The following is a 22,790-nucleotide window of genomic DNA, read 5'->3' as shown; positions in this document are numbered from 1 at the left end:
TCAAGAGATTTGCGTCAGATTCCAGTCGTGGGATGACGCAAACTTCTTGATCATCAGGGGGAGGGGGCCGGGAGTGGAGCGTGGGTTAGGAGGGTTGGGACAGGCGGGTGAGGGTGGTTATGTCGGCGGTGTGGCCTACGTGCTTCTCGCTTGGGGTTTCCACGACGATCGGGACGCCCGCGGTGGCCGGGTGGGCCATCAGTTCGGCGAAGGCGGGCTCACCGATGGTGCCCTTGCCGATGTTCTCGTGCCGGTCCCGGGTCGAGCCGCACAGATCCTTCGAGTCGTTGGCGTGGATCAGCCGCAGCCGATCCGCACCCACCGTGGCCACCAGGGTGTCCAGGGTCGCCGTCATACCGCCCTCGGCGGCCAGGTCGTGGCCTGCAGCCCACGCATGGCAGGTGTCGAAGCAGACCCCGAGCATGGGGTGGCGGTCCACCGCGTCCAGGTAGGGCCCGAGCTGCTCCACGCGGGAGGCGAGTGACCGGCCTCCGCCCGCGCTCGGCTCGACCAGCAACATCGGCCCGCCGGCGTCGGCGGCCCAGTCCAGCAGCGGCAGCAACTCCCGGCGGACCTGGCGCATCGCCGTCTCGGCGTACCCCTCGTCCACCGAACTGCCCGCATGGAACACCACCGCCTGAGCGCCGATCGCCACGCCCCGACGAAGCGCGTGCGCCAGCGTCTGGGTCGACTTCTCGACGGTCGCCGGGGTGGGCGACCCGAGGTTGACCAGCAGCGCGGCGTGGATGAACGCCGGAATGCCCCGCTCGGCGCAGCCGTCGCGGAACAGGGCGTCCTGTTCGGGGTCGCCAGCGGGCAGCGCCCAGCCCCGGGAGTTGGAGACGTAGACCTGCACCACCTGGGCGCCGGTCGTGTCGGCGTACGGCAGGGCGGCCTTGGCCAGCCCACCGGAGGTCGGAGTGTGCGTGCCCACCGGCCGCGCGTGGACCGTCGGCATCAGAAGCACGTGATGACGACCTGGGTGCCCGGCGGCACCTGCGAATTCTCGCCCGGGAGCTGGATCCGGGCCACGGCGTTCGGGTTGACCGCGACCGTCACCGGGAAGCCCTGGCTCTCCAGCACCTGCTTGGCTTGGGGGCAGGGTAGGTCGATCACCCGGGGCACGACGACGAACGGCGGGCCCTTGCTGACGTCCAGCTTGACCTGGGTGCCCTTTTCCACACCGGCACCGTCGGCGGGACTCTGACCGAGGACCTCGTCCTTGGGCTTGTCGGAATCCTTGTAGGTCTCCACCAGTACCAGGTTGAGCTGGGCCAGGGTGGTCCTGGCGTCGTTCAGGTTCTTGCCGACCAGGTTCGGCACCGTCACGGGTGCCCGGCCCTTGCTCAGGATGAGGGTGATCTTCGCGCCCGGTTTGACCTCGGCGCCGACCTTGGGGGAGCTGTCCACCACGACTCCGGCCGGCAGGCTGTCGTCGTAGCGGGCGGTTCCCTTGGCCACCACCAGCTTCACGTTGGTCAGGTCCGCCTCGGCAAGCTCGAACTCCTTGCCGATCACGTCCGGCACGGGGAAACGCTCGGGGCCGAGCGAGAGGGTCAGGGTGATCGTGCCACCCTTGACGATCTTGCTGGTGGACGTCGGGCTCTGCCCCACCACGCTGTCCTTCGGGGCGGTCTCGTCGAAACGCGGCTCACCGTACTTCAGGATGAGCCCGGCGCGATCGGCCTGCGCCTGCGCCTCGGCCTTGCTCAGGCTCACCAGCTGCGGAGCAGTCGTGTAACGGCCGGCACCGAACCACCAACCCCCGACGGCGGCCACCAGACCCAGCACCACCACCACGGCCGCGACGGCCAGCCGGCCGCGCGGATTGTTCAACACCGTGGTACGCAGCGCGGCGAGCCGGGCCCCCAGGCCCTCCGCCGGCTCCGGGGCGGCCCGACGTCGACCAGCCCCCTGGCTGCCACCGCCCTCGGGCAGCCGCGCCCAGGCCGGGCGGTCGGTCGGGCGGACCGTCGCGACCATCATGGTCGGCTGGGAGAGCGACGTGTCGTCGGTCACCGGGCGGAGCACGGCGGTACGGGTGTTGGCGTCGCCCAGGCGATCCCGGGCAACCTGCACCTCGACCAGCAGGGCGCTGGCGTCGGCGGGCCGCGCGCCGGGATCGCGCCGCGTGGCCCGCTGCACCAGGTCGTCGAGGACCGGCGGCAGGCCGGGGACCAGCGTCGAGGGTGCCGGCACGTCCCGGTCGACGTGCTGCCAGGCGACGTCCACCGGGCGGTCCGCGTCGTACGGCACGCGGCCGGTGAGCATCTCGAACAGCACGATGCCGGCGGAGTAGACGTCGGTGCGCGGATCGGCACGGCCCTCGGTGACCAGCTCCGGGGCGACGTACGCCACGGTGGCCATCAGTTGGTTGCCCTGCTCCTCGTCGGCGCTCGCCTCGACCGCCCGGGCCAGCCCGAAGTCGGCCACCTTGACGACGCTGTCGACCAGATTGGTGACACCGCCGGTGGGCGCCTCGGCGACCAGGACGTTCTCCGGCTTGACGTCGCGATGGACGAGACCGGCCCGGTGCGCGGCGGCGATCGCGGCGAGCATCTGCTCGGCGATGGCCAGCGCCTCGTCCGGGTTGAGCCGGCGGCGTTCGGCCAGCACGTCACGCAGGGTGCGGCCGCGGACGTACTCCATCACCAGGTATGGCAGACCGGCGTGGGTGCCCTGGTCGTAGACCGCCACCACGTTCGGGTGGGTCAGCCGGGCGATGGTCTTCGCCTCGTCGGTGAACCGGGCCACGAAGTTGGCGATCCGGGCCCGAGCTTCGGATGCCTGGGTCGGATGAATGATCTTGACAGCGACGGTGCGCTCGAGGCGTTCGTCGGTGGCGGTGTACACGGTCGCCATGCCACCACGGGCCACGCGACCGCGAATGCGGTAGCGCCCGTCGATCAGCGAGCCCAGCAACGTGTCGGCGACCTGTGTGTCCATCGGCAGGGAGTCTATGTGTCCAGAGGGTGAAGGATGAACAGGATGCTACAGCCGGCCGCCGAACTGGTCCGTCCCGCCGCGCTTCCTGCCCTTCCTCCGCTGGTCAGCGGCGGTCACGAGAGTGTCCTCGGCTCGGTCGTCCGGGGTGCCGGTGGCCCGTCGCGGTGGCGACGTGGCAGGGTGGTCGGGTGACCGAACCCGTACCCGACCAGGCCGTGCCCGGCCTGGAGCTCGCCGGACCCGCCGACCCGGCCGGCTGGCTGACCCTGCCCGACGTCGCCGAGCGCCTCGACGTGTCGATCAGCAAGGTGCACCAGATGATCCGTGACCGGGAGTTGCTGGCGGTCCGCCGCGACGGCGTCCGCCGAATCCCGGCGGACCTGGTCGCCAACCAGACCGTGCTCAAGCACCTGCCCGGCGTGCTCAACCTGCTCACCGACAACGGCTACGACGACGAGGCCGCCCTGCGCTGGCTGTACGAGCCGGACGACACCCTCCCCGGCGCCACTCCAGCCGCCGCCCTCTCGGGCGACCAGGCCCGCGAAGTGAAACGCCGAGCCCAAGCCCTGGGCTTCTAACCCCCGCCCCGCCCCGCCCCGCCCCGGACCCCGCCCCGCCCGGCCCGGCCCGGCCCCGTCCCCGTCCCCGTCGATCATGAGGTTATTGCCAGCACGCTCGGCGTGTCGTGGCAATAACCTCATGATCGACGCCGGGGGGCGGGGGGCGGGGGGCGGGGGGCCGGGGGTTAGTCGGCTCGGCGGGTTGCGGCTATGGCGAGGTCTACCAGGGCTTGGCGGGCTTCGGTGTCCAGGTCGACAGCGGTCAGTGCCGCCAGGGCGGCGTCGGTGAGCGTGACGATCCGCTGCTCGGTGCGGGCCAACGCCCCGCTCGCGGAGATCAGCTCGCGCAGCCGGGCGACCCCCTGCTCGTCCAGCTCCGGATCGCCGAGCCGGCTGAGCAGCAGCTCGCGGCCCGCGTCGTCGGTGGTCTCCACGGCCGCCGCCACCAGGTAGGTGCGCTTGCCCTCGCGCAGGTCGTCCCCGGCCGGCTTGCCGGTCAGCGCCGGGTCACCGAAGACACCCAGCACGTCGTCGCGGAGCTGGAACGCCTCGCCCAGCGGCAGCCCGTACGCCGAGTAGGCCGCCTGCACGTCGGCCGTCGCGTCGGCCAGCGCGGCGCCGAGCAGCATCGGACGCTCGACGGTGTACTTCGCGGACTTGTACCGGGCGACCTTGCTGGCTCGTTCCACCGAGGTGTCCCCGGTGGCCTGCGTCAGCACGTCGAGGTACTGCCCGACGGTGACCTCGGTGCGCATCTCGTCGAAGACCGGCCGGGCGCGGGCCAACGACCACAGGTCCAGCCCCGCGGAGTGCAGCAGCTCGTCGGACCAGACCAGGCAGAGGTCGCCGAGCAGGAGGGCGGCGGCGTCGCCGAAACCGTCCGGGTCACCGCCCCAGCCGGCCTCCCGGTGCCGGGCGGCGAACCGCCGGTGCACCGCGGGCTCGCCGCGGCGGGTGTCCGAGCGGTCCATCAGGTCGTCGTGGATCAGGGCACTGGCCTGCACGAACTCCAGCGCGGCCAGGGCGGTCAGCACCTGGTCGCCGTCCAGCCCACCCGCGCCCCGGAACCCCCAGTACGCGAATGCCGGACGCAGCCGCTTGCCGCCGCCGAGCACGAAAGCCTCGATCGTCTCGGCCACCGGGACCAAGGCCTCGTCCACGGCAGCGAGCCGGGCCCGTTGGCCGGCCAGGAACTCGGTGAGGGCCTTGTCGACCCGCTGCCGGAGGCCGGCGCGGTCGACGGGGGATACCGGAGCAGCGTGGGTCACGCTCCGACGCTAGCGGGTCGCCGCGGACCGCGCTTCACCGCCACGCGTAGTCCCGCCGGTGCGGCCGGGACCGGTTCGCCCGGCCGGTCGCGTGCCGACCACCGCGGTGCGGCCCGGCCCGGTGGCTCGCGTCGAGCCGGCGCGACGGGTCGCCGCGGCAGCCTCGGCGAGCGCCACCAGCGGCACGTCCAGAACGACGGCGAGCCAGCCGAGCCAGAACCCACCGGGCACACGACGCTGTCGCTCCCACCGGGACACCTCGTGCCGACTCAGCGTCGGCACCCCGGCGGCGGCACACAACTCGGCGGCGGTGCGCTGCTGACTCCAGCCACGGGCCAGCCGGCGCCGGGCCAGCAGCGGCCCGAGCTGCGCTGGGCGTGGCGATGCGGGCGAGGTCATGGGTCCTCCAGGCGGGCGTCGGTGTCGGTGACGACCCACCCCGCCCAATCGGACGGGACCGGCGTCACCGCGCGGTTGCTGACCCCCACGCGGGACCCCGGGGCCGCCCCCGCCGCCCCTCCCACGCCACCCATTCCTACCCCGGGGGTACGACGCCTTCCGCCCGCCGGACCCGGGCGCGCGGGTCGGTACCGGCCGCCGGGGTGGGAAGCTCCTGGGTCGTGGTGGCGTCGCCCGCTAGAGTCGGGTCGTGGCGCTCGGTCTTCCCTCGGTACTCCCCAATCCGCAGCCGGCGATCGGGGAGCTCATCCGTGAGCGCCAGCCGACCTTCTCGTTCGAGTTCTTCCCGCCCAAGACCGAGGTGGGGGAGCGGCTGCTCTGGCAGACCATCCGCGAGTTGGAGTCGTTGCGCCCGTCGTTCGTGTCGATCACGTACGGCGCTGGCGGCTCGACCCGGGACACCACCGTGGCGGTGACCGAGCGGATCGCCACCGACACCACCCTGCTGCCGATGGCCCACCTGACCGCGGTCAACCACTCCGTCGCCGAGCTGCGGCATGTGATCGGCCGGCTCGCCGGGGTGGGGGTGCGCAACGTGCTGGCCGTCCGCGGCGACCCGCCGGGCAACCCGGGCGGTGAGTGGATCCGCCACCCCGAGGGCGTGGACTATGCCGAGGACCTGGTCCGGCTGGTTCGCGACGCCGGCGATTTCAGCGTCGGCGTGGCGGCCTTCCCGTACAAGCATCCCCGCTCGCCCGACGTGGCCAGTGACACCGCCAGGTTCGTCCGCAAGTGCCGTGCCGGTGCGGAGTTCGCGATCACGCAGATGTTCTTCGAGGCCGACGACTACCTGCGCCTGCGTGACCGGGTGGCGGCCGCCGGCTGCGACACCCCGATCCTGGCCGGGGTGATGCCGGTGACCCAGATCGGCACCATCGAACGGTCCGAGCAGCTGTCCGGTGCGCCCTTCCCGCCGGTGCTGGCGGCCCGCTTCGAACGCGTCGCCGACGACCCGGAGGCCGTCCGCCGGCTCGGCATCGAGCAGGCCAGCGAGATGTGTCGCCGACTGCTCGACGAGGGTGTGCCGGGAATCCACTTCATCACCCTCAACCGGTCCACCGCGACCCGCGAGGTCTGGCAGAACCTGAAGGCCGGCGCACGGTTGTGAACGCTGAGCCCGCGGCGATACCTGATGCCCGGCACGACGGTTGATCCGTGGTGGGCACACAGCTGAACTGGGACCAGTACGCCACGGCGTGGGCGCGATTGCACGGTGGGTTCGACCCTCGGGTCGCGGCGCCGGTGGTGCGCGCCTGGCTGCGGCTCGCGTACCACGTCGGGTATGTGCTGGGCCGGCTGCGGGTCAGCCCCACCGCGGTCACCGTGGTCGGGGTGCTGCTCTGCTTCTGCGTACCGTTGCTGGTGACCCGGCCTGGGGACGGGCCGTTCCTCGGCGCGTTGTTCGTGCTGCTCGCCGCCGTGGCGGACAGCGTGGACGGTGCGGTGGCGGTCGCCACCGGCCGCACCACCCGGCTCGGCTACGTCTACGACTCGGTCGCCGACCGGCTCGGTGAGGTGGCGTGGTTGCTGGCGTTCTGGCTGGTGGGCGCGCCGGGCGCGCTGGTCGTCGCGGGTGGCGCGCTGTCCTGGTTGCACGAGTACGTCCGAGCCCGGGCGGTCGCCGCCGGCATGCGCGACATCGGCGCGGTGACCGTGGGCGAACGTCCCACCCGGGTCTCGGTGGCGCTGGTCGGCCTGCTGGTCGCCGGGTTGGCGGGGCTGATCGAGCCGGACCTGGCCGCCGGCACCATCACCATGGCGACCGCGGTGTGGGTGCTGCTGGCCGGGTTCGGCCTGGGGCAACTGCTCTCCAGCATCCGGCGGGCCCTGCTCGACGCCGGCTGAGCGTCCGTGCCCCTGTTCGACGCCGGCTGAGCGTCCGTGCCTACCAGGCGGGGCCGATCTCGTCGGCGACGATCTGCGCGGAGAGAGTCACCATCGGCAGCCCGCCGCCCGGGTGGGTGGAGCCGCCCACCAGCCACAGCCCGTGCACCGGGCCCCGGTTGGCGGGGCGGAGCAACCCACCGGCGGTGCCGTAGATCGAGCCACCGGGTGCGCCGGTCGCCGCGTCCAGGTCGGCCGGGGTGCGGATCTCGCGGAACAACAGCCGGTCACGCACGTCCACACCGCGCCGCGCCAGCACGTCCAGGATCCGGTCGGCGTACGCGTCGGCCAGCCCCGGGCGTCGCCAGTCGACCGCCCCCGCCGCGATGCCGTGGCGGGGTGCGTTGACCAGCACGAACCACGCCTCATGTCCGGCCGGGCGGACCATCGGGTCGTCGGCCACGGTGACGAACACCGTCGGGTCGGCTGCCGGCCGGGCCCGCATGCCTCGCCCGGGGGCGCCGAAGACCGCGTCGAACTCCGCGTCGTAGTCGTCGGGGAAGAAGACGTTGTGATGGGCCAGGCCGGTGCTGCCGGAGACGCCGAGCAGCAGCACGAAACCGGCGAGGCTGCGGTCGGTCAGCCCGGCCAGCCGACGCGGGTGCGGCAACAGGTCACGGTAGACGGTGAGCGCGTCGGTGTTGGCCACCACCACGTCGGCGGGCACCGGCGCGGTGACACCGGCGAGGCGTACCCCGTGCACTCGACCGCCGGTCGCGTCGATCCGGGTCACCGTGGCGTCGGTCTGCACGACCACGCCGAGGTCCAGGCAGCGGGTCAGCAGCGCGTCGGCGAGCGTGCCCAACCCGCCGCGCAGATACCAGCCGCCGAAGGTCAGCTCGGCGTACGGGACCGCGACCAGCGCCGCCGGCGCCCGCCGCGGGTCGGCGCCGGTGTAGGTGGCGTACCGGTCCAGCAGCATCCGCAGCCGCGGGTCGGACAGGTGTCGGCGACCCAACCCGCGCAGCGTGCGGCCCGGGGCGATGGCGGCCAGGTCACCGACCCGCCAGGCCAGCGACGCGAGGTCGCGGGGGGAGTCGACGGTACGGCGCAGGATGTCCCGCTCGGAGGCGCGCCACACCCGTTCGGCCCGCCGCCACAGCCGCTGCCAGTCGGCCGCCGCCCGGTCACCGAAGGCGGCCCCGATCCGGGTGGCGAACTCCACCGGGTCGGCGCACGAGTCCAGAGTCGGCCCGCCGCCGGGGAAGACATGCCGGACGATCGGGTCCAACGGGACCAGGTCCAGGTACTCGTCGAGCTTCGCCCCGGTCGCCTCGAACAGGTCCTGGAAGACCTCGGGCAGGGTTAGCAGGCTCGGCCCGGTGTCGAAGTGGAACGACCCGGCCGGCGTGTCGTGCGCGTACCGCCCGAGCTTGCCGCCGACCGTGTCGGCGCGCTCGAAGACGGTCACCTGGTGCCCGGTGGCGGCCAGCCGGGCGGCGGTGGCGAGGCCACCCACCCCGGCGCCGACGACCACGATCCGCGCCATGCCGCGCCCTCCTAGCTGACCGGGCGGCCCCGCCAGGTCAGGCGGCGTCGCTTTCGCAGATGGTACGACCGCAGGGTCAGCCAACCGAGGACCACGACCGACACGGGGTGTACGAGCGCGTCGGGCCACCACCGGCCCCCGGTCGCCCGTGCGGTGAGCACCCGCCCAGCCACCCCGAGCAGGTAGCCGGCCAGGCCCACGGTGGCCACCCCCGGCGCGCCGGCCACCACACCCACCAGCGCGATCAGCGGCGGGGCGGTGTAGAGCAGCAGCAGCGACGCCACCACGGCCGCGGCGGCGCCCGGGTGCCCGAACGACGCCCAGAGCGACTTTGAGTAGCCGTCGCGCAGTTGCGGCCAGTCGTCGTACATCCGGCAGGTGGCCAGCCGGGAACCGTCGGCCAGGGCGATCCGCCCACCGGCCCGCTTGACCGCCCGGGCCAGCTCGACGTCCTCCAGGATCTTGTCGGCGACCACGGCGTGCCCGCCGGCGGCGGTGTAGCCGGCCCGGTCCAGCACCAGGAACTGCCCGCCCGCCGCGGCCAGCGACGGCCGCGGCGAGCGTTCCATCGCGCGCAGCGGCAGGAACGTCAACCAGAGCCACTGCAGCAGCGGCTGCACCAGCCGGTCGGCCGCCGTCGCCACCACGATCCGGGGGTACGGCGACAGCAGCGTCACGCGGGCGGCGCGCAGTTCGGTGACGGCCGCCGCGACCGCGTGCGGGGCGAGCACCACGTCGGCGTCGACGAAGACCAGCGCGGTGGCGTCCGGGTCGGCCCGGGTGGCCAACTGCCAGCAGGCGTGCGGCTTGCCCAGCCAGCCCGGCGGCGGGGCGACCCCGGTGAGCAGCGTGACCCGCGGGTCGTCGCCGACCACCGCGCGGACCACGTCGGCGGTGCCGTCGGTCGACCCGTCGTCGAGGACCACGACGCTCAACGCGGGCACGCCACGCTGGGCGAGCAGGGCACGCAGGCATCCGGTGACGCGGGCGGCCTCGTCGCGCAGCGGCAGCAGCACCGCGACCGGTTCATCGACCTGGCCGGGTCGGTCGGTGGGTCGGCGCAGCCACCCGGCGGCGTTGAACCAGGTGTGCCCGGTCAACGCGGCGACGGCGATCAGCAGGGCGAACAGGACGGTCATCGGGTCGCGTCGACGCCGGGGCGGTGCGGCTGGTGGTCGTCGAGGACGGAGGCACGGCCCCGGTGGGCACGCAGCAGGGTCACCGCCAGCGGCACGGCGGTCACCGACATGCCGGCGGCGCCCCAGAGGGCCGAGGCGGGCAGGTCGAGGAAGACGGCGTGGGCCAGGATGCTGGAGAAGTACGTCCACAGGTAGAGCGCGACCATCGGGTGGTCTCGCCGATCGGTGTGCCCGGCGGCCGGCCCGGCCAACGGGCGCAGCGCGCTCATCATCAGCACCGCGAAGAGCAGCCAACCCAGGTAGTTGCTGACCGGGATGCCGGGCAGGCCGGGCAACGCCGGGGTGGCGTCCCGCCAGACCCAGTAGCCCTCAGCCACCATCTGTGGATCGAGGAAGAGGTCCCAGGCGGCCAGCCCCACCGTGGCCAGCGCGATCCTCCCCACCCACCGGCCGGCCGTCGCTCCGCCGCGGCCGGTCCATGATGCGCCGCCGGTCGACCAGCCGCTGCCGCCGGCCGTCGCGCCGCTGCTGCTGGCCCGCGATGCGCTGCCGCTGGTCAGCCGGACCGCCGCCAGCCAGGCCGGCCAGGCCATCCAGGTCCAGGCCAGCGGAATGATCAGTGGCACTCCGGCGAGCTTGGGGCCCAACTCGCCGGAGTAGTCGTAGCTGCCGAACGGCACACCGGTGGCCACCCCGATCGCCTCGATCGCGAACCCGCCGCCGGTGGCCACCGCGACCAGCGCCGCCGCAACTCGCGGGCCCCGACTGAGCAGCGCGTGGCCGACCGAGAGCAGCCAACCGAGGACGACGGTGGCCACGGTGAGCCCGGCCCTGGTGGCGCCGGTGGTGAGCGGGTAGCAGATCTGGGCGAGCACCAGGACGGCGAGCAGCGTCCAGGAGATCCGCCGGGTCATGACGCCGGTGGCTCGACCGGCAGGTCCCGACCGAGTACGCCGAACGGTCGCTCGTCGCCGGGGAAGTGGAAGTTGCGCAGCACGTCGACGAAGCCGAAGCGCCGGTACAACCGCCAGGCCCGCGAGGTCTGCTCGTCGGCCTCCGGGGTGGACAGCAGCGTGGTGTCGCCCTCGGCCATGCCGAGCAGTGCGCGCAGTTGGCCGCTGCCCAGGCCGTGTCCCTGAGCCGGTGGCCGGACGTGCAGCTCGACCACCTCGAAGCAGTGGGTGAGCCAGCGCGTACGGGTCGGGGCGTCCAGCGCCCGGTGCACCTGGTCGTGCCACCACTGCCCGGAGGCGCCCAGGTAGCCGTAGCCGAAGCCGGCGAGGTGACCCTCGCTGGTCAGGCTGGCGACCGCCCGGAAACCCGGTCGGCGGACGTGGGTGGCGATGTAGCCGCGCCGGGCCTCCAGCAGGTCGGTGCGGTATCCCATCGCCTCGCCGTAGACGGCCACCACGTCGTCCAGCCGCCGGACGAGATCGTCCGGCGTCCAGCGCACCAACCTCATGCCCGTCCACCCTTCACCGTTGCCGGGCCGCCGTCGGTGGCCCATCCGAGCACCGTCCGGTCGCCGATCACGTCGCGTACCTCGAACCGGGCGAACAGCTCCTCGGCGTACCAACCCGCGGTGGGGGTTCGCATGATCGCCGCCCGGTGCTCCGGGTGACGGTACGCGAACGCCACCAGGTCCGTAGGGTCGCGCCACACGCTCACCGTGCCCTGCCAACCCAGTGGCGCCTCCCCGACCCCGAACCGGGCCAGCAGGCCGGGCGCGTCGCGTAGGGCGGCGGCCACCGGGGGGACCGCCCGCCAGAAGGTGGTCGCCCGACGGACCCGCAACCGGGCCCGGGTCAGCGCCAGCACCGGGCTGGTGACCCGGCCGCCCGAGGGCTCGCCGAACGGCCGCTGGCCGGACCACTCGCCCCGGCTGGTCAGTGGACGCAGGTCGACCCGGGCCTGGGCGCGGGCGATGCGTGCCCAGGCCCGCCCGACCGATGAGTCGTCGAAGTCGGCCGCCGCGGCGGGGGAGTCCCAGACGGTCAGCGCCGCCCACCGGGTCAGGTCGGCATCGCCCGGCCCGAAGCCGGTGCCGGTCCCGGTGCCCAGCAACTTGCCGAATCGGACGCCCGGGAGGGCCCGCAGCCGGCGCGGGTCCACCGCCATCCGGGTCAGCGCCCGGGGCAGAGTGCCGCGGGAGGTCCGCCACACGTGCAGGGTGACCAGCTCCGGAGCCGCGCTCACGCCACCTCGGCCGGGCTGCCGGCGGTGACCCGCAGCAGCTCGGCGTAGGTGGTCGGGAAGACCGCCTGCGGTACGCCACCCGCGGCCCAGATCTCGGGGTACGCCGCCAGCGCCGTGTCCACCAGGGTGCGCAGTGGGTGCGGGTGCCCGAGCGGGGCGACCCCGCCGATCGGCTGTCCGGTGTGGGCCCGGACGAACTCCGGGGTGGCGCGGCGCAGCCGGGTGACACCGATCGACGCCGCCAGGCCGGCGGTGTCGACGCGGTGCGCGCCGGAGGTGAGCACGAGCAGCGGCGCGTCGTCCGCGTCGAAGATCAGTGAGTTGGCGATCTGGCCGACCTCGACGCCGAGCGCCTCGGCGGCTGCGGCGGCGGTGTGCACCGCGTCGGGTAGCAGGCGGACGGTGCTGGGCTCACCGGCGCCGTCGAGCGTGCCGGCGGCGGTGAGCGCGTCCTGCACCGCCCGTACGTTCGGGTGTGGCTGCATGTCGCCATTCTTCCCGGTCCGCCGGTGGCGGTTCACCCGGCCGGCAGGCCCCGCGCGTCACACGTTGCATTTTCGTCGGAGGGGAGGTGTACTGTCAGCAGCAGTTAGAACGAGTGTTCGATTGCCTCGAACGCCCGTTCCAACCAGCCGGAGCGCGGCGTTTCGCGGCGCCAGCTCCGGGCGGTGTGGCTCCGCGGGCCGCACCTGGGTTTCCGGGCAGTCGCGAGCCTGGTCCCGACAGGCAGGAGCGTCGCTCGCCGCCCACGACCCCCGGGCGGCGGGCGACGCACCCGCCGGTACGCCGGCCGGGTGTGGTGTGGGGAAGCATCCACACCCGGCCGGCCACACCCGGTGCGTCTTCCTCCGCACCACCCGACCTCGGCATCTCATCGGCGGCACCAGCGCGCCGAGGCGATGCCCCGGCCACGTGGAGGAGACATCCATGCCGACCAACCCGGCTCAGGCACCGACGGTGCCGGCGCATGTGCTGCCGCACCGCACCCCCGCCCAGCTCCTCACGTTGGCCCGGCGCGGGCTGGTCGAGGCCGGCCAGACCCGGCCTGACGGCCTGCGCTACGCGGCTGCCCACCTGGCGGCGCTGCGCGCGGCGGCTGCGCTGCTCGCCGCCCGTGCCCGGCCCGCGCCGAGTCGGCGCAACCGGATCACCAGCGTCTGGGTCCTCCTCTGCGCCGTCGCTCCGGAGCTCGACGAGTGGTCTCGGTTCTTCGCCGCCGGGGCGAGTAAGCGTGCCGCTGCGGAGGCCGGCATCCCCCGGGTGGTCAGCGCCCGGGAGGCCGACGATCTGCTCCGCGCCGCCGAACAGTTCGTCACGGTGGTGGAGACCGCGCTCGGCGTGGCCCACCAGCCGGCCCTGGACGGCCTCGCCGCCTGATCCCGCCGTGCCACCGACCGCCCCGCGGGGGGAGCCGGGCGGCCGGTGGCACGGCGTGTCGGTCCTTATCTGATTCACAGCAACGACGGGGGGTTGGTCCAATGGCGGGCCGCATGGTGGTCGGTTCCGCCGCACTGGCCGATCTGGTGCGCCCGGCGAGCGCACCCGACCCGGTCGGCGGCCACCGGGTGCTGCCGGTGGCGCCCGAGCTGACCGGTCTGCTGCCCAACCGGGGTCTGCGCCGGGGGAGCACCATCGCGGTCGCTGCCGGCCAGCCCCGGCGCAGCGGTGGCACCTCGCTGATGCTGGCCCTGCTCGCGGAGGCGTCCCGGGCCGGCTCGTGGTGTGCCGTGGTCGGTGTGCCGACGTTCGGTGCGGGCGCGGCCGCCGAGCTGGGCATCGCCCTGGACCGGTTGGCCCTGGTGCCGAATCCCGGCCCGGAGTGGGCCACCGTGGTCGCCGCGCTGATCGACGGGGTGGACGTCGTGGTCACCACCGTGCCGGCCGCGGTCTCCGCCTCGGTCGCCACCCGGTTGGCCGCCCGGGCCCGGCAGCGTGGCAGCGTGCTCGTTCCGTACGGCCGGTGGGACGGTGCGGACGTGACACTGCAGGTGGTTCGTGGAGTTTGGGAGGGGCTCGGGCAGGGCCGGGGGCGGCTGCGCCGCCGGGAGGTCACCGTCTCGGCGCGCGGGCGCGGGGCGGCTGCTCGACCCAAGGAGATCAAGGTCTGGCTCCCGGGTGACGAGCTGACCCGGGTGATTCCCCGTTCGGTGCCGTCGACCGTGGGCCGACCGGCCGCGTCGCTTTCCCTGGTCGGTCGGGGGTGACCGGTTCGCCGGCACGGACTCTGCTGCTGTGGTGCCCGGACTGGCCGGTGCTCGCCGCCGAGATCGTCGACGGGGTGCCGGCAACCGGCCCGGTCGCCGTGCTGCACGCCAACCGGGTGGTCGCCTGCTCCGAGCGGGCCCGCGCCGAGGGGGTGCGCCGAGGGCTGCGCAAGCGGGAGGCGCAGGGGCGATGCCCGCAGCTCACCGTCGTGGAGTATGACCCGGGCCGGGACGCCCGGGCGTTCGAGCCGGTGGTCGCTGCGGTGGAGGAGTTGGTCGCCGGCGTGGAGGTGGTCCGTCCGGGCGCCTGCGCGGTGGCCGCCCGGGGGCCGAGCCGTTACCTCGGCGGCGAGGAGGCGGCCGCCGAGCGGATCATCGAGCACGTCGCCCAGTCGTGCCTGGTGGAGAGCCAGGTCGGCATCGCTGACGGGGTGTTCGCGGCCGGGTTGGCCGCTCGTGGGGGCCGGGTGGTGGCACCGGGCGGGACGCCGGAGTTTCTGGCCGGGTTGCCGGTCGAGGCGCTCGGCCGGTCGGCGTTGGCCGACCTGCTGCGCCGGCTGGGGGTGCGTACCCTCGGCGACTTCGCCGCGTTGCCGGCTGGCGACGTGCTGGCCCGGTTCGGCTTCGACGGTGCGCTGGCCCATCGGCTGGCCGCCGGGCGGGACCACCGCCCACTCGCCGTCCGGCAGCCACCGGCCGATCTGACGGTGACCGCCGAGCACGACGAGCCGATCGACCGGGTCGACGCGGCGGCGTTCGTGGCCCGGGCGCTGGCTGAGCAGTTGCACGAGCGGCTGGCCGGGCACGGGCTGGCCTGCACCCGGCTCGGCATCGAGGCGGTCACCGAGCACGGCCAGGAGCTGCACCGGGTCTGGCGGCACGATGGCCTGCTCACTGCCGGGGCCATCGCCGACCGGGTGCGCTGGCAGCTCGATGGCTGGCTCTCCGGCAGCAATGGCCGCACCGGTGCCCGCCCGGCTCGACCGACGTCCGGCATCATCCGGCTGCGACTGATCCCGGACGGGGTGATCGCCCAGGCCGGTCTGCAAGCCGGCCTGTGGGGGGAGACCGGCGAGGAGCGGGAACGGGCGCACCGGGCGTTGAGCCGTGTGCAGGGCATCCTCGGCCCGGAAGCGGTGGTCACCGCGGTGCTCGGCGGTGGGCGCTCCCCGGCCGACCAGGTGCGACTGGTGCCGTGGGGCGACGAACGCGTCCCCGCCCGTCCTGGCCCGCCGGCCGATGCCGGCGCCGACCCGGCCGCCGGCCGGGGTGGAGGCGGGGCTCCGCCGTGGCCGGGCCGGCTGCCGGCGCCCGCGCCGGCGGTGGTGCTGCCCAGCCCGCTCGCGGCGACGGTGCACGACGCCGCCGGTGAGCCGGTGGTGATCAGCGCGCGGTTGGCGGTGAGCGCCCCACCGGCCCGGCTGGTGGTCGGCACCGGCCAGCCGGCTGAGATCGTGGGCTGGGCCGGCCCGTGGCCGGTGGACGAGCGGTGGTGGGCGCCGGTCGAGGCCCGCCGCCGGGCCCGGTTCCAGGTCAGCCTGGCCGACGGCGCCGCCCTGCTGCTGGCCGTCGAGGCCGGGCAGTGGTTGGTGGAGGCGATCTATGACTGAGACGGTGCTCTTGCTCCCCAGGTCGGAGGCGGATGCCCTGACGAGCGATATGACTGTCAGGCATATTCATGACTCTCAGGTATATCGCTCACCGGCCCTCTCGTCGGCGGCTCCGGGCGTCGGGATCCGGCCACCCGTGCGGGCGGCGCGATGAGTTTCCACAACCCGAAGATGCCCTGGTCGGAGCTGGAGCGGGTGCTCTCCGGGCGGGCCGATGGCGGCTCCGGCAGGTCGGGCGGCGGGCGGTCGCGCGAGGAGCGGCACCTGCACGTGGTGGACCCGCTCGCCGTGGACGCCGACGGTGGGGACTCCCCGGCCTGGAGCCGCCGGCGTGAGCAGTACCAGCCACCGGAGCTGACCCGCCCCGACGGCGTGGTGCCCTACGCGGAGCTGCACGCCCACACCAACTTCAGCTTCCTCGACGGCGCCAGCCACCCGGAGGAGTTGGCCGAGGAGGCGGCCCGGCTGGGGCTCACCGCGCTCGCCGTCACCGACCACGACGGCTTCTACGGGGTGGTCCGTTTCGCCGAGGCGGCTCGTACGTTGGGCCTGCCGACCATCTTCGGCGCGGAGCTGTCCCTCGGCCTGCCCGGCCCGCAGAACGGCGAGCCCGACCCGCACGGTGCGCACCTGCTGGTGCTCGCGCACGGCCATGAGGGGTACGCCCGGCTGGCCACCACCATCGCCCGCGCCCAGCTGCGCGGCGGGGAGAAGGGCCGCCCGGTCTACGGGGAGCTGGAGGAGGTCGCCGAAGAACTGCGCGACCATGTGCTGGTGCTGACCGGCTGCCGCAAGGGGCACGTGCCGGGGGCATTGCTCACCGAGGGGGTGGACGCGGCAGCCCGCGAGTTGGACCGGCTGACCGCGCTCTTCGGTGCGGAGACGGTGGCGGTGGAGCTGACCGACCACGGTCATCCTGTCGACGCCGATCGCAACGACGCGCTCGCCGAGCTGGCCGCCGAGGCCGGGCTCCCGACGGTGGCCAGCAACAACGTGCACTACGCCAGCCCGGGCCGGCGTCGGCTGGCCACCACCGTCGCCGCCGTGCGGGCTCGACGCAGCCTGGACGAGATCGACGGCTGGCTGCCCGCGGCGGCCACCGCCCACCTGCGCAGCGGTGCGGAGATGGCGGCCCGGTTCGCCGCGTACCCAGGTGCGGTGGCTCGGGCCGCGGAGTTCGGCGCCGAGTTGGCCTTCGACCTGCAACTGGTCGCGCCGCAGCTGCCGGCGTATCCGGTGCCGCCGGGGCACACCGAGATGAGCTGGCTGCGCAAGTTGACCGCCGACGGCGCGCGGGAGCGCTACGGGCCGCCGCAGGCGCACCCGGCGGCGTACGCGCAACTCGACCACGAGCTGAACATGATCGAGGAGCTGGGCTTCCCCGGTTACTTCCTGGTGGTCTACGACATCGTCACGTTCTGCCGTGACCAGGACATCTACTGCCAGGGCCGAGGTTCGGCGGCCAACTCGGCGGTCTGCTACGCGTTGCGGATCACCAATGTGGACGCGGTCCGGCATCGGCTGCTCTTCGAGCGGTTCCTCGCCCCGGAGCGGGACGGCCCACCCGACATCGACGTGGACATCGAGTCCGACCGCCGGGAGGAGGTGATCCAGCACGTCTACACCCGCTACGGCCGGGAGCACGCCGCCCAGGTCGCCAACGTCATCTCCTACCGGCCCCGCTCGGCGGTGCGGGACGTGGCCAAGGCGTTCGGCTACTCGCCGGGGCAGCAGGACGCCTGGAGCAAGCAGATCGACAGGTGGGGCTCGGTCGCCACGGTCGACGTCGAGAACATCCCGGAGCAGGTGGTGGAGTACGCCAACGAGTTGCAGACGTTCCCGCGACACCTGGGCATCCACTCCGGCGGCATGGTGATCTGCGACCGGCCGGTGATCGAGGTCTGCCCGGTGGAGTGGGGGCGGATGCCCGGGCGCAGCGTGCTCCAGTGGGACAAGGACGACTGTGCCGCGGTGGGCCTGGTCAAGTTCGACCTGCTCGGCCTCGGCATGCTCTCCGCCCTGCACTACGGCTACGACATGATCGGGTCCCGGCTCGACCTCGGTGACATGACCCTGGACGACCCGGAGGTCTACGACATGCTCTGCCGGGCCGACTCGGTCGGGGTGTTCCAGGTGGAGAGCCGCGCCCAGATGGCCACCCTGCCCCGGCTCAAGCCCCGCGAGTTCTACGACCTGGTGGTCGAGGTGGCGCTGATCCGCCCCGGCCCGATCCAGGGCGGTTCGGTGCACCCGTTCATCCGGCGCAAGAACGGGCAGGAGCCGGTGACCTTCGCGCACCCGCTGATGCGCAACGCCCTGGAGAAGACGCTGGGTGTGCCGCTGTTCCAGGAGCAGTTGATGCAGCTCGCCATCGACCTGGCCGGCTTCGACGCCGCCGAGGCCGACCAACTGCGCCGGGCGATGGGCGCCAAACGGTCGGTCGAGCGGATGACCCGTATCGCCGAACGGCTCTACGCCGGGATGGCCGAGCGGGGCATCACCGGTGAACTGGCCGACGACGTCTACCGCAAGCTCACCGCGTTCGCCAGCTACGGCTTTCCGGAGAGCCACGCGATGAGCTTCGCCTACCTGGTCTACGCCAGCTCCTGGCTCAAGCGCTATCACCCGGCGCCGTTCCTGGCCGCACTGCTCAACGCCCAGCCGATGGGTTTCTACTCGCCGCAGACCCTGGTCGACGACGCCCGCCGGCACGGGGTGGAGGTCCGTCGTCCGGACATCAACGCCAGCGGGACGAAGGCGGTGCTGGAGTCCACCCCGGACACCCGGTGGGGCAGCGGGCCGGGGGAGCCACCGCACGCCTGGGGGCTGGGCGGCCCGGTCGTCCGGCTCGGCCTGTCCGGCGTACGGACCCTCGGCGCCGACGTGGCCGAGCGCATCGAGGCCGAACGGGCCGCCGATGGGCCGTACCGGGACATGCCTGATCTGGCCCGGCGGGTCGGTCTCACCTCCGCGCAGTTGGAGGCGTTGGCCACCGCGGACGCCTTCGCCTGTTTCGGGCTGACCCGGCGACAGGCGCTGTGGGCCGCCGGCGCGGCTGCCCAGGACCGGCCGGGCCGACTGCCCGGCACGGTGACCGGCGCGGCGGCGCCCACGCTGCCCGGGATGGAGGCGGTGGACCGGCTGGTCGCCGACGTGTGGGCCACCGGGTTGTCGCCGGAGAGCCATCCGGCCCGGTTCATCCGGGGACAGCTCGACGTGCTCGGCGCGGTGCCGATCGCCCGGCTCGGCCGGGTGGAACCGGGGCAACGCATCCGGGTCGGCGGCATCGTCACCCACCGGCAACGCCCGGCGACCGCGGGCGGGGTCACCTTCCTCAACCTGGAGGACGAGACGGGGATGCTCAACGTCACCTGTTCGCCGGGGCTGTGGCAGCGCTACCGGCGGGTGGCCCGGACCAGCGCCGCGCTGGTGGTCCGCGGGCGGTTGCAGCGCCACGAGGGGGTGACCAACCTGGTCGCCGACCGGCTGGACGCCATCGAGCCACCGGTCAGTCCCGCCTCTCGTGACTTTCGGTGACCTTCCAGTTACCAAGGCCTCACGTTTGAGATTCGCGCAATGAGGAGAAGTGCAGGTCACGCGGGCGGCGTGGCCGGCGTGAACTCGGGAGGGACACATGTCACGGATACTGCGGGCGACGGTGTTCGCCGGGGCGCTCACTCTGGCGATCAGCGGCTGCGGGGGCGTCGGCGGCGGCAGTGACGCGGGCGGCGGCGGCACTGCCACCAAGGGCGCGCTCAGCACCATGGGTTTCGGCTTCTCCGACGAGATCGCCACCACCCGGGTCGAGGCGTTCAAGCGGGACCACCCGGACGTCGAGCTGAAGGTCACCGAGGGCGCCTTCGACGAGCAGCAGTTCCTCTCCGCGGTCGCCTCGGGCAACCCACCGGACCTGGTCTACCTGGACCGCAAGCTGATCGGCACGTACGCCAAGCGGGGCGCCATCCAGCCGCTGACCCAGTGCGTCGACAAGCAGGACATCGACCTGGGGCAGTACCGGCCCGCCGCCCGCGAGCAGGTCACTCTGGACGGCACCGTCTACGGCATCCCGGAGTTCTCCACCGTCCGGGTGGTCTACCTCAACGAGGGGCTGCTCAAGAAGGCCGGACTGACCGCAGACCAGGTCAACCTGGCCGACTGGGCCGCGTTGCCCGCGCTCAACGCCAAGCTGGCCTCGGTCTCCGGTGGTCGACTCGACCGGATCGGCATCGACCCGAAGATCCCCGAGTTCCTGCCGATGTGGGCCAAGGCCAACGGCGTCGACATGCTCTCCGCCGACGGTCGCACCGCCAAGCTGGACGACCCCAAGGTGATCGAGGCGTTGACCACCGGGGTCAACCTGATCAAGCAGCAGGGTGGCTGGGGCGCTTTCAAGTCGTTCCGGGACGCCTTCGACTTCTTCGGCGCCCAGAACCCGCTGTCGAAGAACCAGATCGTGGCGTGGCCCATGGAGGAGTGGTTCCTCAACCAGGCCGCCAAGAACTCCCCGACCGCCGAACTGGTGGTCAAGCCGTTCGTGGACCGGCAGGGCAAGCCGCTGACCCAGTCCGCCGGGCAGGCCTGGGTGATCACCAAGGGTGCGAAGAACCCGGACGCCGCGTGCGCGTTCGTCAAGAAGATGACCGCCACCGACACCTGGCTGGCCGCCGCGAAGGCCCGGGTCGATGCCCGCAAGGCCGCCGGCCAGCCGTTCACCGGCGTCTACACCGCCAACGCGGAAGCCGACAAGAAGATCTTCGACGAGCTGTACCAGCCGACCGGCAACAAGCGTTTCGACGACGCGGTGGCGACCATCCGTTCGGTGCAGGACGCCGCGTTCGCGCTGCCCGCCTCGCCGGCCGGTGCCGAGTTCGACAAGGCGTACTACGACGCGGTGAACCGGGTGCTCGCCGGCCAGGAACAACCGGCGCAGGCGTTGCAGCGAGCCCAGCGGGAGGCCACCGCGGCACTCGACAAGGCCGCGAAGTAGTCCACGATGGCCACCGTCACCCCTCCCGTCCCGGGCCGGCGGCACCGTACGCCGCTGGCCCGGCGGGAGGCCCGCTGGGCGTACCTCTTCCTGGCGCCCTGGATCATCGGGTTTCTGATCTTCTACGTCGGGCCGATGCTCGCCAGCCTCTGGTTGAGCTTCACCGAGTACGACGTGATCAACCCACCGGAGTACACCGGGTTGGACAACTACCGGGAGCTGATGAGCGATCCGGCGGTGGCCCGCAGCCTCGGCAACACGGTCTACTACACGGCGCTGCACGTCCCGCTGGTGATGCTCATCTCGCTGGGGCTGGCGCTGCTGCTCAAGCGGGTCGGCCGGTTGCAGGGCTTCTTCCGGACGGTCTTCTACCTGCCGGTGATGACCCCGGCGGTGGCGGTCGGGATCCTGTTCCTGCTGCTGCTCAACACCCAGGACGGCCTGATCAACCGCGCCCTCGGCCTGGTCGGGATCGCGGGTCCGAGTTGGACCACCGACCCGCACTGGGTGATGCCCGGCATCATCCTGATGAGCCTGTGGAGTCTCGGCTCGACTGTGATCATCTACCTGGCCGCGTTGCAGAACGTGCCCCGCGACCTGTACGAGGCGGCGGCCATCGACGGCGCCGGCCCCTGGGCCCGGTTCCGTTCGGTCACCCTGCCGATGATCTCGGGCGCGCTGTTCTTCACGTTGATCGTCAACACGATCGCGTCGCTGCAGATGTTCACCGAGGTCTACACCATGTACTTCGGTAACCGGGAGACCCAGAACACGTTCAACAGCGACGCGGCCAGTTTCTACGTCATCCACCTGTTCCAGGAGGCGTTCCAGTTCCTGCACATGGGGTTCGCCTCGGCGATGGCCTGGTTGCTCTTCGTGATTATTTTGGTGATCACTCTGGTGCAGGTAAAACTCAGCAACCGGTTCGTGTACTACGAGGGAGAAGACAAGTGACGGGCATGATGGGCCACAACGGCGTGGCCAACGCGCGACGGACCCGACTGACCGACGGCTGGGTGCCCGAGCAGCACCTTGAGCCGCGCGAATACCAGATCACCGATGGTCCGGTGGCCAACGCCCGACGGTCCCGGGCGGAGGAGGATCCGGCAGCTGGGGACGAGTCGTGACGACCGCCGTCGAACGTGGCGCCGCCGCACCGGTACCCGGCCTCCGGCCGGGCCGGTCGGCGGCGCGCCGCCCGCCCGCCGAGCCGGCCCGCCGGCCGATCTGGCATCGGGTGCTGTTCGTGGCGGCGCTGGTCGGCGCCGCTGTGCTCTTCATGCTGCCGTTCGTCTGGCTGATCAGCGCCTCGTTACGCCCCCGCGAGTACGTCTTCGCCCCCGGCTTCCTGCCCACCCCGTTCGCCCCGGAGAACTACGCCGAGGCGTGGCGGGCGGTGCCGCTGCTGACCTGGTTCGGCAACAGCGTGCTGGTCGGGGTGGCAGCCGCCGCCGCGGTGACCCTCTCCAGCGCCTGGGTGGCGTTCGGCTTCGCCTACTTCCGGTTCCCCGGCCGAAACCTGCTCTTCGGGCTGGTGCTGGCGACCATGATGCTGCCGTTCGCGGTCACCATGATCCCGACGTACCTGATCTGGTCGAACCTGGGGTTGACCGACACCCAGGTGCCACTCTGGGCTGGCAACCTGTTCGGCTCGGCCTTCTACATCTTTCTGCTGCGGCAGTTCCTGCTCTCGCTGCCCAGGGAATACTTCGAGGCCGCACGGATGGACGGGGCGAGCTACCCGCAGCTGTTCTGGAAGCTGGCCTTTCCGCTGATCCGGCCGGCGCTGCTGGTCGCGTTCGTTTTCGAGTTCAAGGCCAGCTGGACGGACCTGCTCAAGCCGCTCATCTACCTGCGCAACGAGCAGCTGTACACCCTGCCACGCGGCCTGAAGGTGGTGTTGGACCGCTTCGGTTACGGCGGTGAGCAGCAGTGGGAGATCGTGCTCGCCGGCAGCGTGCTGGCCACCATCCCGATGATCATTCTGTTCTTCCTGGCACAGCGGCACTTCGTCGAGGGCATCGCCACCACCGGCCGCAAGGGCTGAC

Annotated in this window: 22 protein-coding genes; 12 read left to right on the top strand and 10 right to left on the bottom strand. The window is 72.8% G+C overall.

The features are described 5' to 3' along the window. Nucleotides 1-85: 85 nt before the first annotated feature. Both JOD64_RS05920 and pknB read right to left on the bottom strand, forming a co-directional pair. The gene (locus JOD64_RS05920; RefSeq protein WP_204941310.1) at nucleotides 86-958 is read right to left on the bottom strand and encodes a deoxyribonuclease IV; all 873 of its coding nucleotides are present in this window, start codon (nucleotides 956-958) and stop codon (nucleotides 86-88) included. Beyond that, nucleotides 958-2,946 (bottom strand): Stk1 family PASTA domain-containing Ser/Thr kinase, encoded by a 1,989-nt coding sequence (pknB, locus tag JOD64_RS05915; protein ID WP_204941309.1) that lies wholly within the window; start codon nucleotides 2,944-2,946, stop codon nucleotides 958-960. Before pknB ends, JOD64_RS05920 begins: the two co-directional genes overlap by 1 nt. Nucleotides 2,947-2,988: 42 nt before the next feature. Here pknB and JOD64_RS05910 point away from each other — a divergent pair, with 42 nt between their 5' ends. Beyond that, nucleotides 2,989-3,138, top strand: a complete 150-nt coding sequence (locus JOD64_RS05910; protein WP_204941308.1) for a hypothetical protein — start codon at nucleotides 2,989-2,991, stop codon at nucleotides 3,136-3,138. Further along, the gene (locus JOD64_RS05905) at nucleotides 3,135-3,524 is read left to right on the top strand and encodes an Rv2175c family DNA-binding protein (protein ID WP_307813257.1); all 390 of its coding nucleotides are present in this window, start codon (nucleotides 3,135-3,137) and stop codon (nucleotides 3,522-3,524) included. Before JOD64_RS05910 ends, JOD64_RS05905 begins: the two co-directional genes overlap by 4 nt. A gap of 167 nt (nucleotides 3,525-3,691) precedes the next feature. Here the strand turns inward: JOD64_RS05905 and JOD64_RS05900 are convergent, their stop codons facing one another. After that, nucleotides 3,692-4,774 carry a polyprenyl synthetase family protein gene (locus tag JOD64_RS05900; RefSeq protein WP_204941307.1) on the bottom strand — a complete coding sequence of 361 codons (1,083 nt, stop codon included), beginning with the start codon at nucleotides 4,772-4,774 and terminating at the stop codon, nucleotides 3,692-3,694. A 9-nt stretch (nucleotides 4,775-4,783) separates the two neighbouring features. Continuing rightward, nucleotides 4,784-5,173, bottom strand: a complete 390-nt coding sequence (locus JOD64_RS05895) for a helix-turn-helix domain-containing protein (RefSeq protein ID WP_204941306.1) — start codon at nucleotides 5,171-5,173, stop codon at nucleotides 4,784-4,786. A 250-nt stretch (nucleotides 5,174-5,423) separates the two neighbouring features. Here JOD64_RS05895 and metF point away from each other — a divergent pair, with 250 nt between their 5' ends. Then, complete coding sequence (gene metF, locus JOD64_RS05890) at nucleotides 5,424-6,341, top strand: methylenetetrahydrofolate reductase [NAD(P)H] (RefSeq protein ID WP_204941305.1); 918 nt, start codon at nucleotides 5,424-5,426, stop codon at nucleotides 6,339-6,341. 47 nt (nucleotides 6,342-6,388) lie between these two features. Then, nucleotides 6,389-7,078 carry a CDP-alcohol phosphatidyltransferase family protein gene (locus JOD64_RS05885; RefSeq protein ID WP_204941304.1) on the top strand — a complete coding sequence of 230 codons (690 nt, stop codon included), beginning with the start codon at nucleotides 6,389-6,391 and terminating at the stop codon, nucleotides 7,076-7,078. Nucleotides 7,079-7,118: 40 nt separating this feature from the next. Here the strand turns inward: JOD64_RS05885 and JOD64_RS05880 are convergent, their stop codons facing one another. Genes JOD64_RS05880 through JOD64_RS05855 form a run of 6 tightly spaced genes read right to left on the bottom strand, consistent with a single transcriptional unit; the run spans nucleotide 7,119 to nucleotide 12,426 of the window. Next, on the bottom strand, nucleotides 7,119-8,606 hold the full coding sequence (locus tag JOD64_RS05880; protein ID WP_204941303.1) for a phytoene desaturase family protein: 1,488 nt from the start codon (nucleotides 8,604-8,606) through the stop codon (nucleotides 7,119-7,121). Nucleotides 8,607-8,617: 11 nt separating this feature from the next. After that, on the bottom strand, nucleotides 8,618-9,745 hold the full coding sequence (locus JOD64_RS05875; protein WP_204941302.1) for a glycosyltransferase family 2 protein: 1,128 nt from the start codon (nucleotides 9,743-9,745) through the stop codon (nucleotides 8,618-8,620). Further along, nucleotides 9,742-10,659, bottom strand: coding sequence for a carotenoid biosynthesis protein (locus tag JOD64_RS05870; RefSeq protein WP_204941301.1), 918 nt, complete (start codon nucleotides 10,657-10,659; stop codon nucleotides 9,742-9,744). Before JOD64_RS05870 ends, JOD64_RS05875 begins: the two co-directional genes overlap by 4 nt. Continuing rightward, nucleotides 10,656-11,207: a GNAT family N-acetyltransferase gene (locus JOD64_RS05865; RefSeq protein ID WP_204941300.1), complete on the bottom strand. Its 552-nt coding sequence runs from the start codon at nucleotides 11,205-11,207 to the stop codon at nucleotides 10,656-10,658. The genes JOD64_RS05870 and JOD64_RS05865 overlap by 4 nt, the downstream gene beginning before the upstream one ends. Further along, nucleotides 11,204-11,941 carry a monooxygenase gene (locus JOD64_RS05860; RefSeq protein WP_204941299.1) on the bottom strand — a complete coding sequence of 246 codons (738 nt, stop codon included), beginning with the start codon at nucleotides 11,939-11,941 and terminating at the stop codon, nucleotides 11,204-11,206. Before JOD64_RS05860 ends, JOD64_RS05865 begins: the two co-directional genes overlap by 4 nt. Further along, the gene (locus tag JOD64_RS05855; protein ID WP_110564102.1) at nucleotides 11,938-12,426 is read right to left on the bottom strand and encodes a YbaK/EbsC family protein; all 489 of its coding nucleotides are present in this window, start codon (nucleotides 12,424-12,426) and stop codon (nucleotides 11,938-11,940) included. The genes JOD64_RS05860 and JOD64_RS05855 overlap by 4 nt, the downstream gene beginning before the upstream one ends. A gap of 442 nt (nucleotides 12,427-12,868) precedes the next feature. Between JOD64_RS05855 and JOD64_RS05850 the strand changes: the two genes are divergently transcribed. The 8 genes from JOD64_RS05850 (at nucleotide 12,869) to JOD64_RS05815 (ending at nucleotide 22,789) form a co-directional block, all read left to right on the top strand. Beyond that, the gene (locus JOD64_RS05850) at nucleotides 12,869-13,318 is read left to right on the top strand and encodes an SAV_6107 family HEPN domain-containing protein (RefSeq protein WP_007463070.1); all 450 of its coding nucleotides are present in this window, start codon (nucleotides 12,869-12,871) and stop codon (nucleotides 13,316-13,318) included. Between the two features lie 101 nt (nucleotides 13,319-13,419). After that, nucleotides 13,420-14,145 (top strand): DnaE2-dependent mutagenesis accessory factor ImuA', encoded by a 726-nt coding sequence (gene imuA', locus JOD64_RS05845; RefSeq protein ID WP_204941298.1) that lies wholly within the window; start codon nucleotides 13,420-13,422, stop codon nucleotides 14,143-14,145. Further along, entirely contained in the window at nucleotides 14,142-15,755 is a 1,614-nt protein-coding gene (locus JOD64_RS05840; RefSeq protein WP_204941297.1) for a DNA polymerase Y family protein, read from the top strand. The genes imuA' and JOD64_RS05840 overlap by 4 nt, the downstream gene beginning before the upstream one ends. A gap of 150 nt (nucleotides 15,756-15,905) precedes the next feature. Further along, the gene (locus JOD64_RS05835; RefSeq protein WP_204941296.1) at nucleotides 15,906-19,292 is read left to right on the top strand and encodes an error-prone DNA polymerase; all 3,387 of its coding nucleotides are present in this window, start codon (nucleotides 15,906-15,908) and stop codon (nucleotides 19,290-19,292) included. A 97-nt stretch (nucleotides 19,293-19,389) separates the two neighbouring features. After that, nucleotides 19,390-20,742, top strand: coding sequence for an extracellular solute-binding protein (locus JOD64_RS05830; protein WP_204941295.1), 1,353 nt, complete (start codon nucleotides 19,390-19,392; stop codon nucleotides 20,740-20,742). A gap of 6 nt (nucleotides 20,743-20,748) precedes the next feature. Further along, nucleotides 20,749-21,696 (top strand): carbohydrate ABC transporter permease, encoded by a 948-nt coding sequence (locus tag JOD64_RS05825; RefSeq protein WP_204941294.1) that lies wholly within the window; start codon nucleotides 20,749-20,751, stop codon nucleotides 21,694-21,696. Continuing rightward, a complete protein-coding gene (locus JOD64_RS05820) occupies nucleotides 21,693-21,869 on the top strand; it encodes a hypothetical protein (RefSeq protein ID WP_204941293.1) in 177 nt (58 codons plus the stop codon). The genes JOD64_RS05825 and JOD64_RS05820 overlap by 4 nt, the downstream gene beginning before the upstream one ends. Then, the gene (locus JOD64_RS05815) at nucleotides 21,866-22,789 is read left to right on the top strand and encodes a carbohydrate ABC transporter permease (protein ID WP_204941292.1); all 924 of its coding nucleotides are present in this window, start codon (nucleotides 21,866-21,868) and stop codon (nucleotides 22,787-22,789) included. The genes JOD64_RS05820 and JOD64_RS05815 overlap by 4 nt, the downstream gene beginning before the upstream one ends. The last annotated feature ends 1 nt before the right edge of the window (nucleotide 22,790 follow it).

Origin of the sequence: Micromonospora luteifusca (assembly GCF_016907275.1) — a bacterium.
Classification (GTDB): domain Bacteria; phylum Actinomycetota; class Actinomycetes; order Mycobacteriales; family Micromonosporaceae; genus Micromonospora; species Micromonospora luteifusca.
Note: the sequence above shows the minus strand (reverse complement) of the source record. Positions and strands in the feature narration are given on the sequence as shown.

What these genes read in the sequence shown, in the direction of transcription:
- JOD64_RS05920 (WP_204941310.1), bottom strand. Translation starts at nt 958, where the DNA reads ATGCCGACGGTCCACGCGCGGCCGGTGGGCACGCACACTCCGACCTCC.
- pknB (WP_204941309.1), bottom strand. Translation starts at nt 2,946, where the DNA reads ATGGACACACAGGTCGCCGACACGTTGCTGGGCTCGCTGATCGACGGG.
- JOD64_RS05910 (WP_204941308.1), top strand. Translation starts at nt 2,989, where the DNA reads ATGCTACAGCCGGCCGCCGAACTGGTCCGTCCCGCCGCGCTTCCTGCC.
- JOD64_RS05895 (WP_204941306.1), bottom strand. Translation starts at nt 5,173, where the DNA reads ATGACCTCGCCCGCATCGCCACGCCCAGCGCAGCTCGGGCCGCTGCTG.
- JOD64_RS05880 (WP_204941303.1), bottom strand. Translation starts at nt 8,606, where the DNA reads ATGGCGCGGATCGTGGTCGTCGGCGCCGGGGTGGGTGGCCTCGCCACC.
- JOD64_RS05875 (WP_204941302.1), bottom strand. Translation starts at nt 9,745, where the DNA reads ATGACCGTCCTGTTCGCCCTGCTGATCGCCGTCGCCGCGTTGACCGGG.
- JOD64_RS05870 (WP_204941301.1), bottom strand. Translation starts at nt 10,659, where the DNA reads ATGACCCGGCGGATCTCCTGGACGCTGCTCGCCGTCCTGGTGCTCGCC.
- JOD64_RS05865 (WP_204941300.1), bottom strand. Translation starts at nt 11,207, where the DNA reads ATGAGGTTGGTGCGCTGGACGCCGGACGATCTCGTCCGGCGGCTGGAC.
- JOD64_RS05855 (WP_110564102.1), bottom strand. Translation starts at nt 12,426, where the DNA reads ATGCAGCCACACCCGAACGTACGGGCGGTGCAGGACGCGCTCACCGCC.
- JOD64_RS05850 (WP_007463070.1), top strand. Translation starts at nt 12,869, where the DNA reads ATGCCGACCAACCCGGCTCAGGCACCGACGGTGCCGGCGCATGTGCTG.
- imuA' (WP_204941298.1), top strand. Translation starts at nt 13,420, where the DNA reads ATGGCGGGCCGCATGGTGGTCGGTTCCGCCGCACTGGCCGATCTGGTG.
- JOD64_RS05835 (WP_204941296.1), top strand. Translation starts at nt 15,906, where the DNA reads ATGAGTTTCCACAACCCGAAGATGCCCTGGTCGGAGCTGGAGCGGGTG.
- JOD64_RS05830 (WP_204941295.1), top strand. Translation starts at nt 19,390, where the DNA reads ATGTCACGGATACTGCGGGCGACGGTGTTCGCCGGGGCGCTCACTCTG.
- JOD64_RS05825 (WP_204941294.1), top strand. Translation starts at nt 20,749, where the DNA reads ATGGCCACCGTCACCCCTCCCGTCCCGGGCCGGCGGCACCGTACGCCG.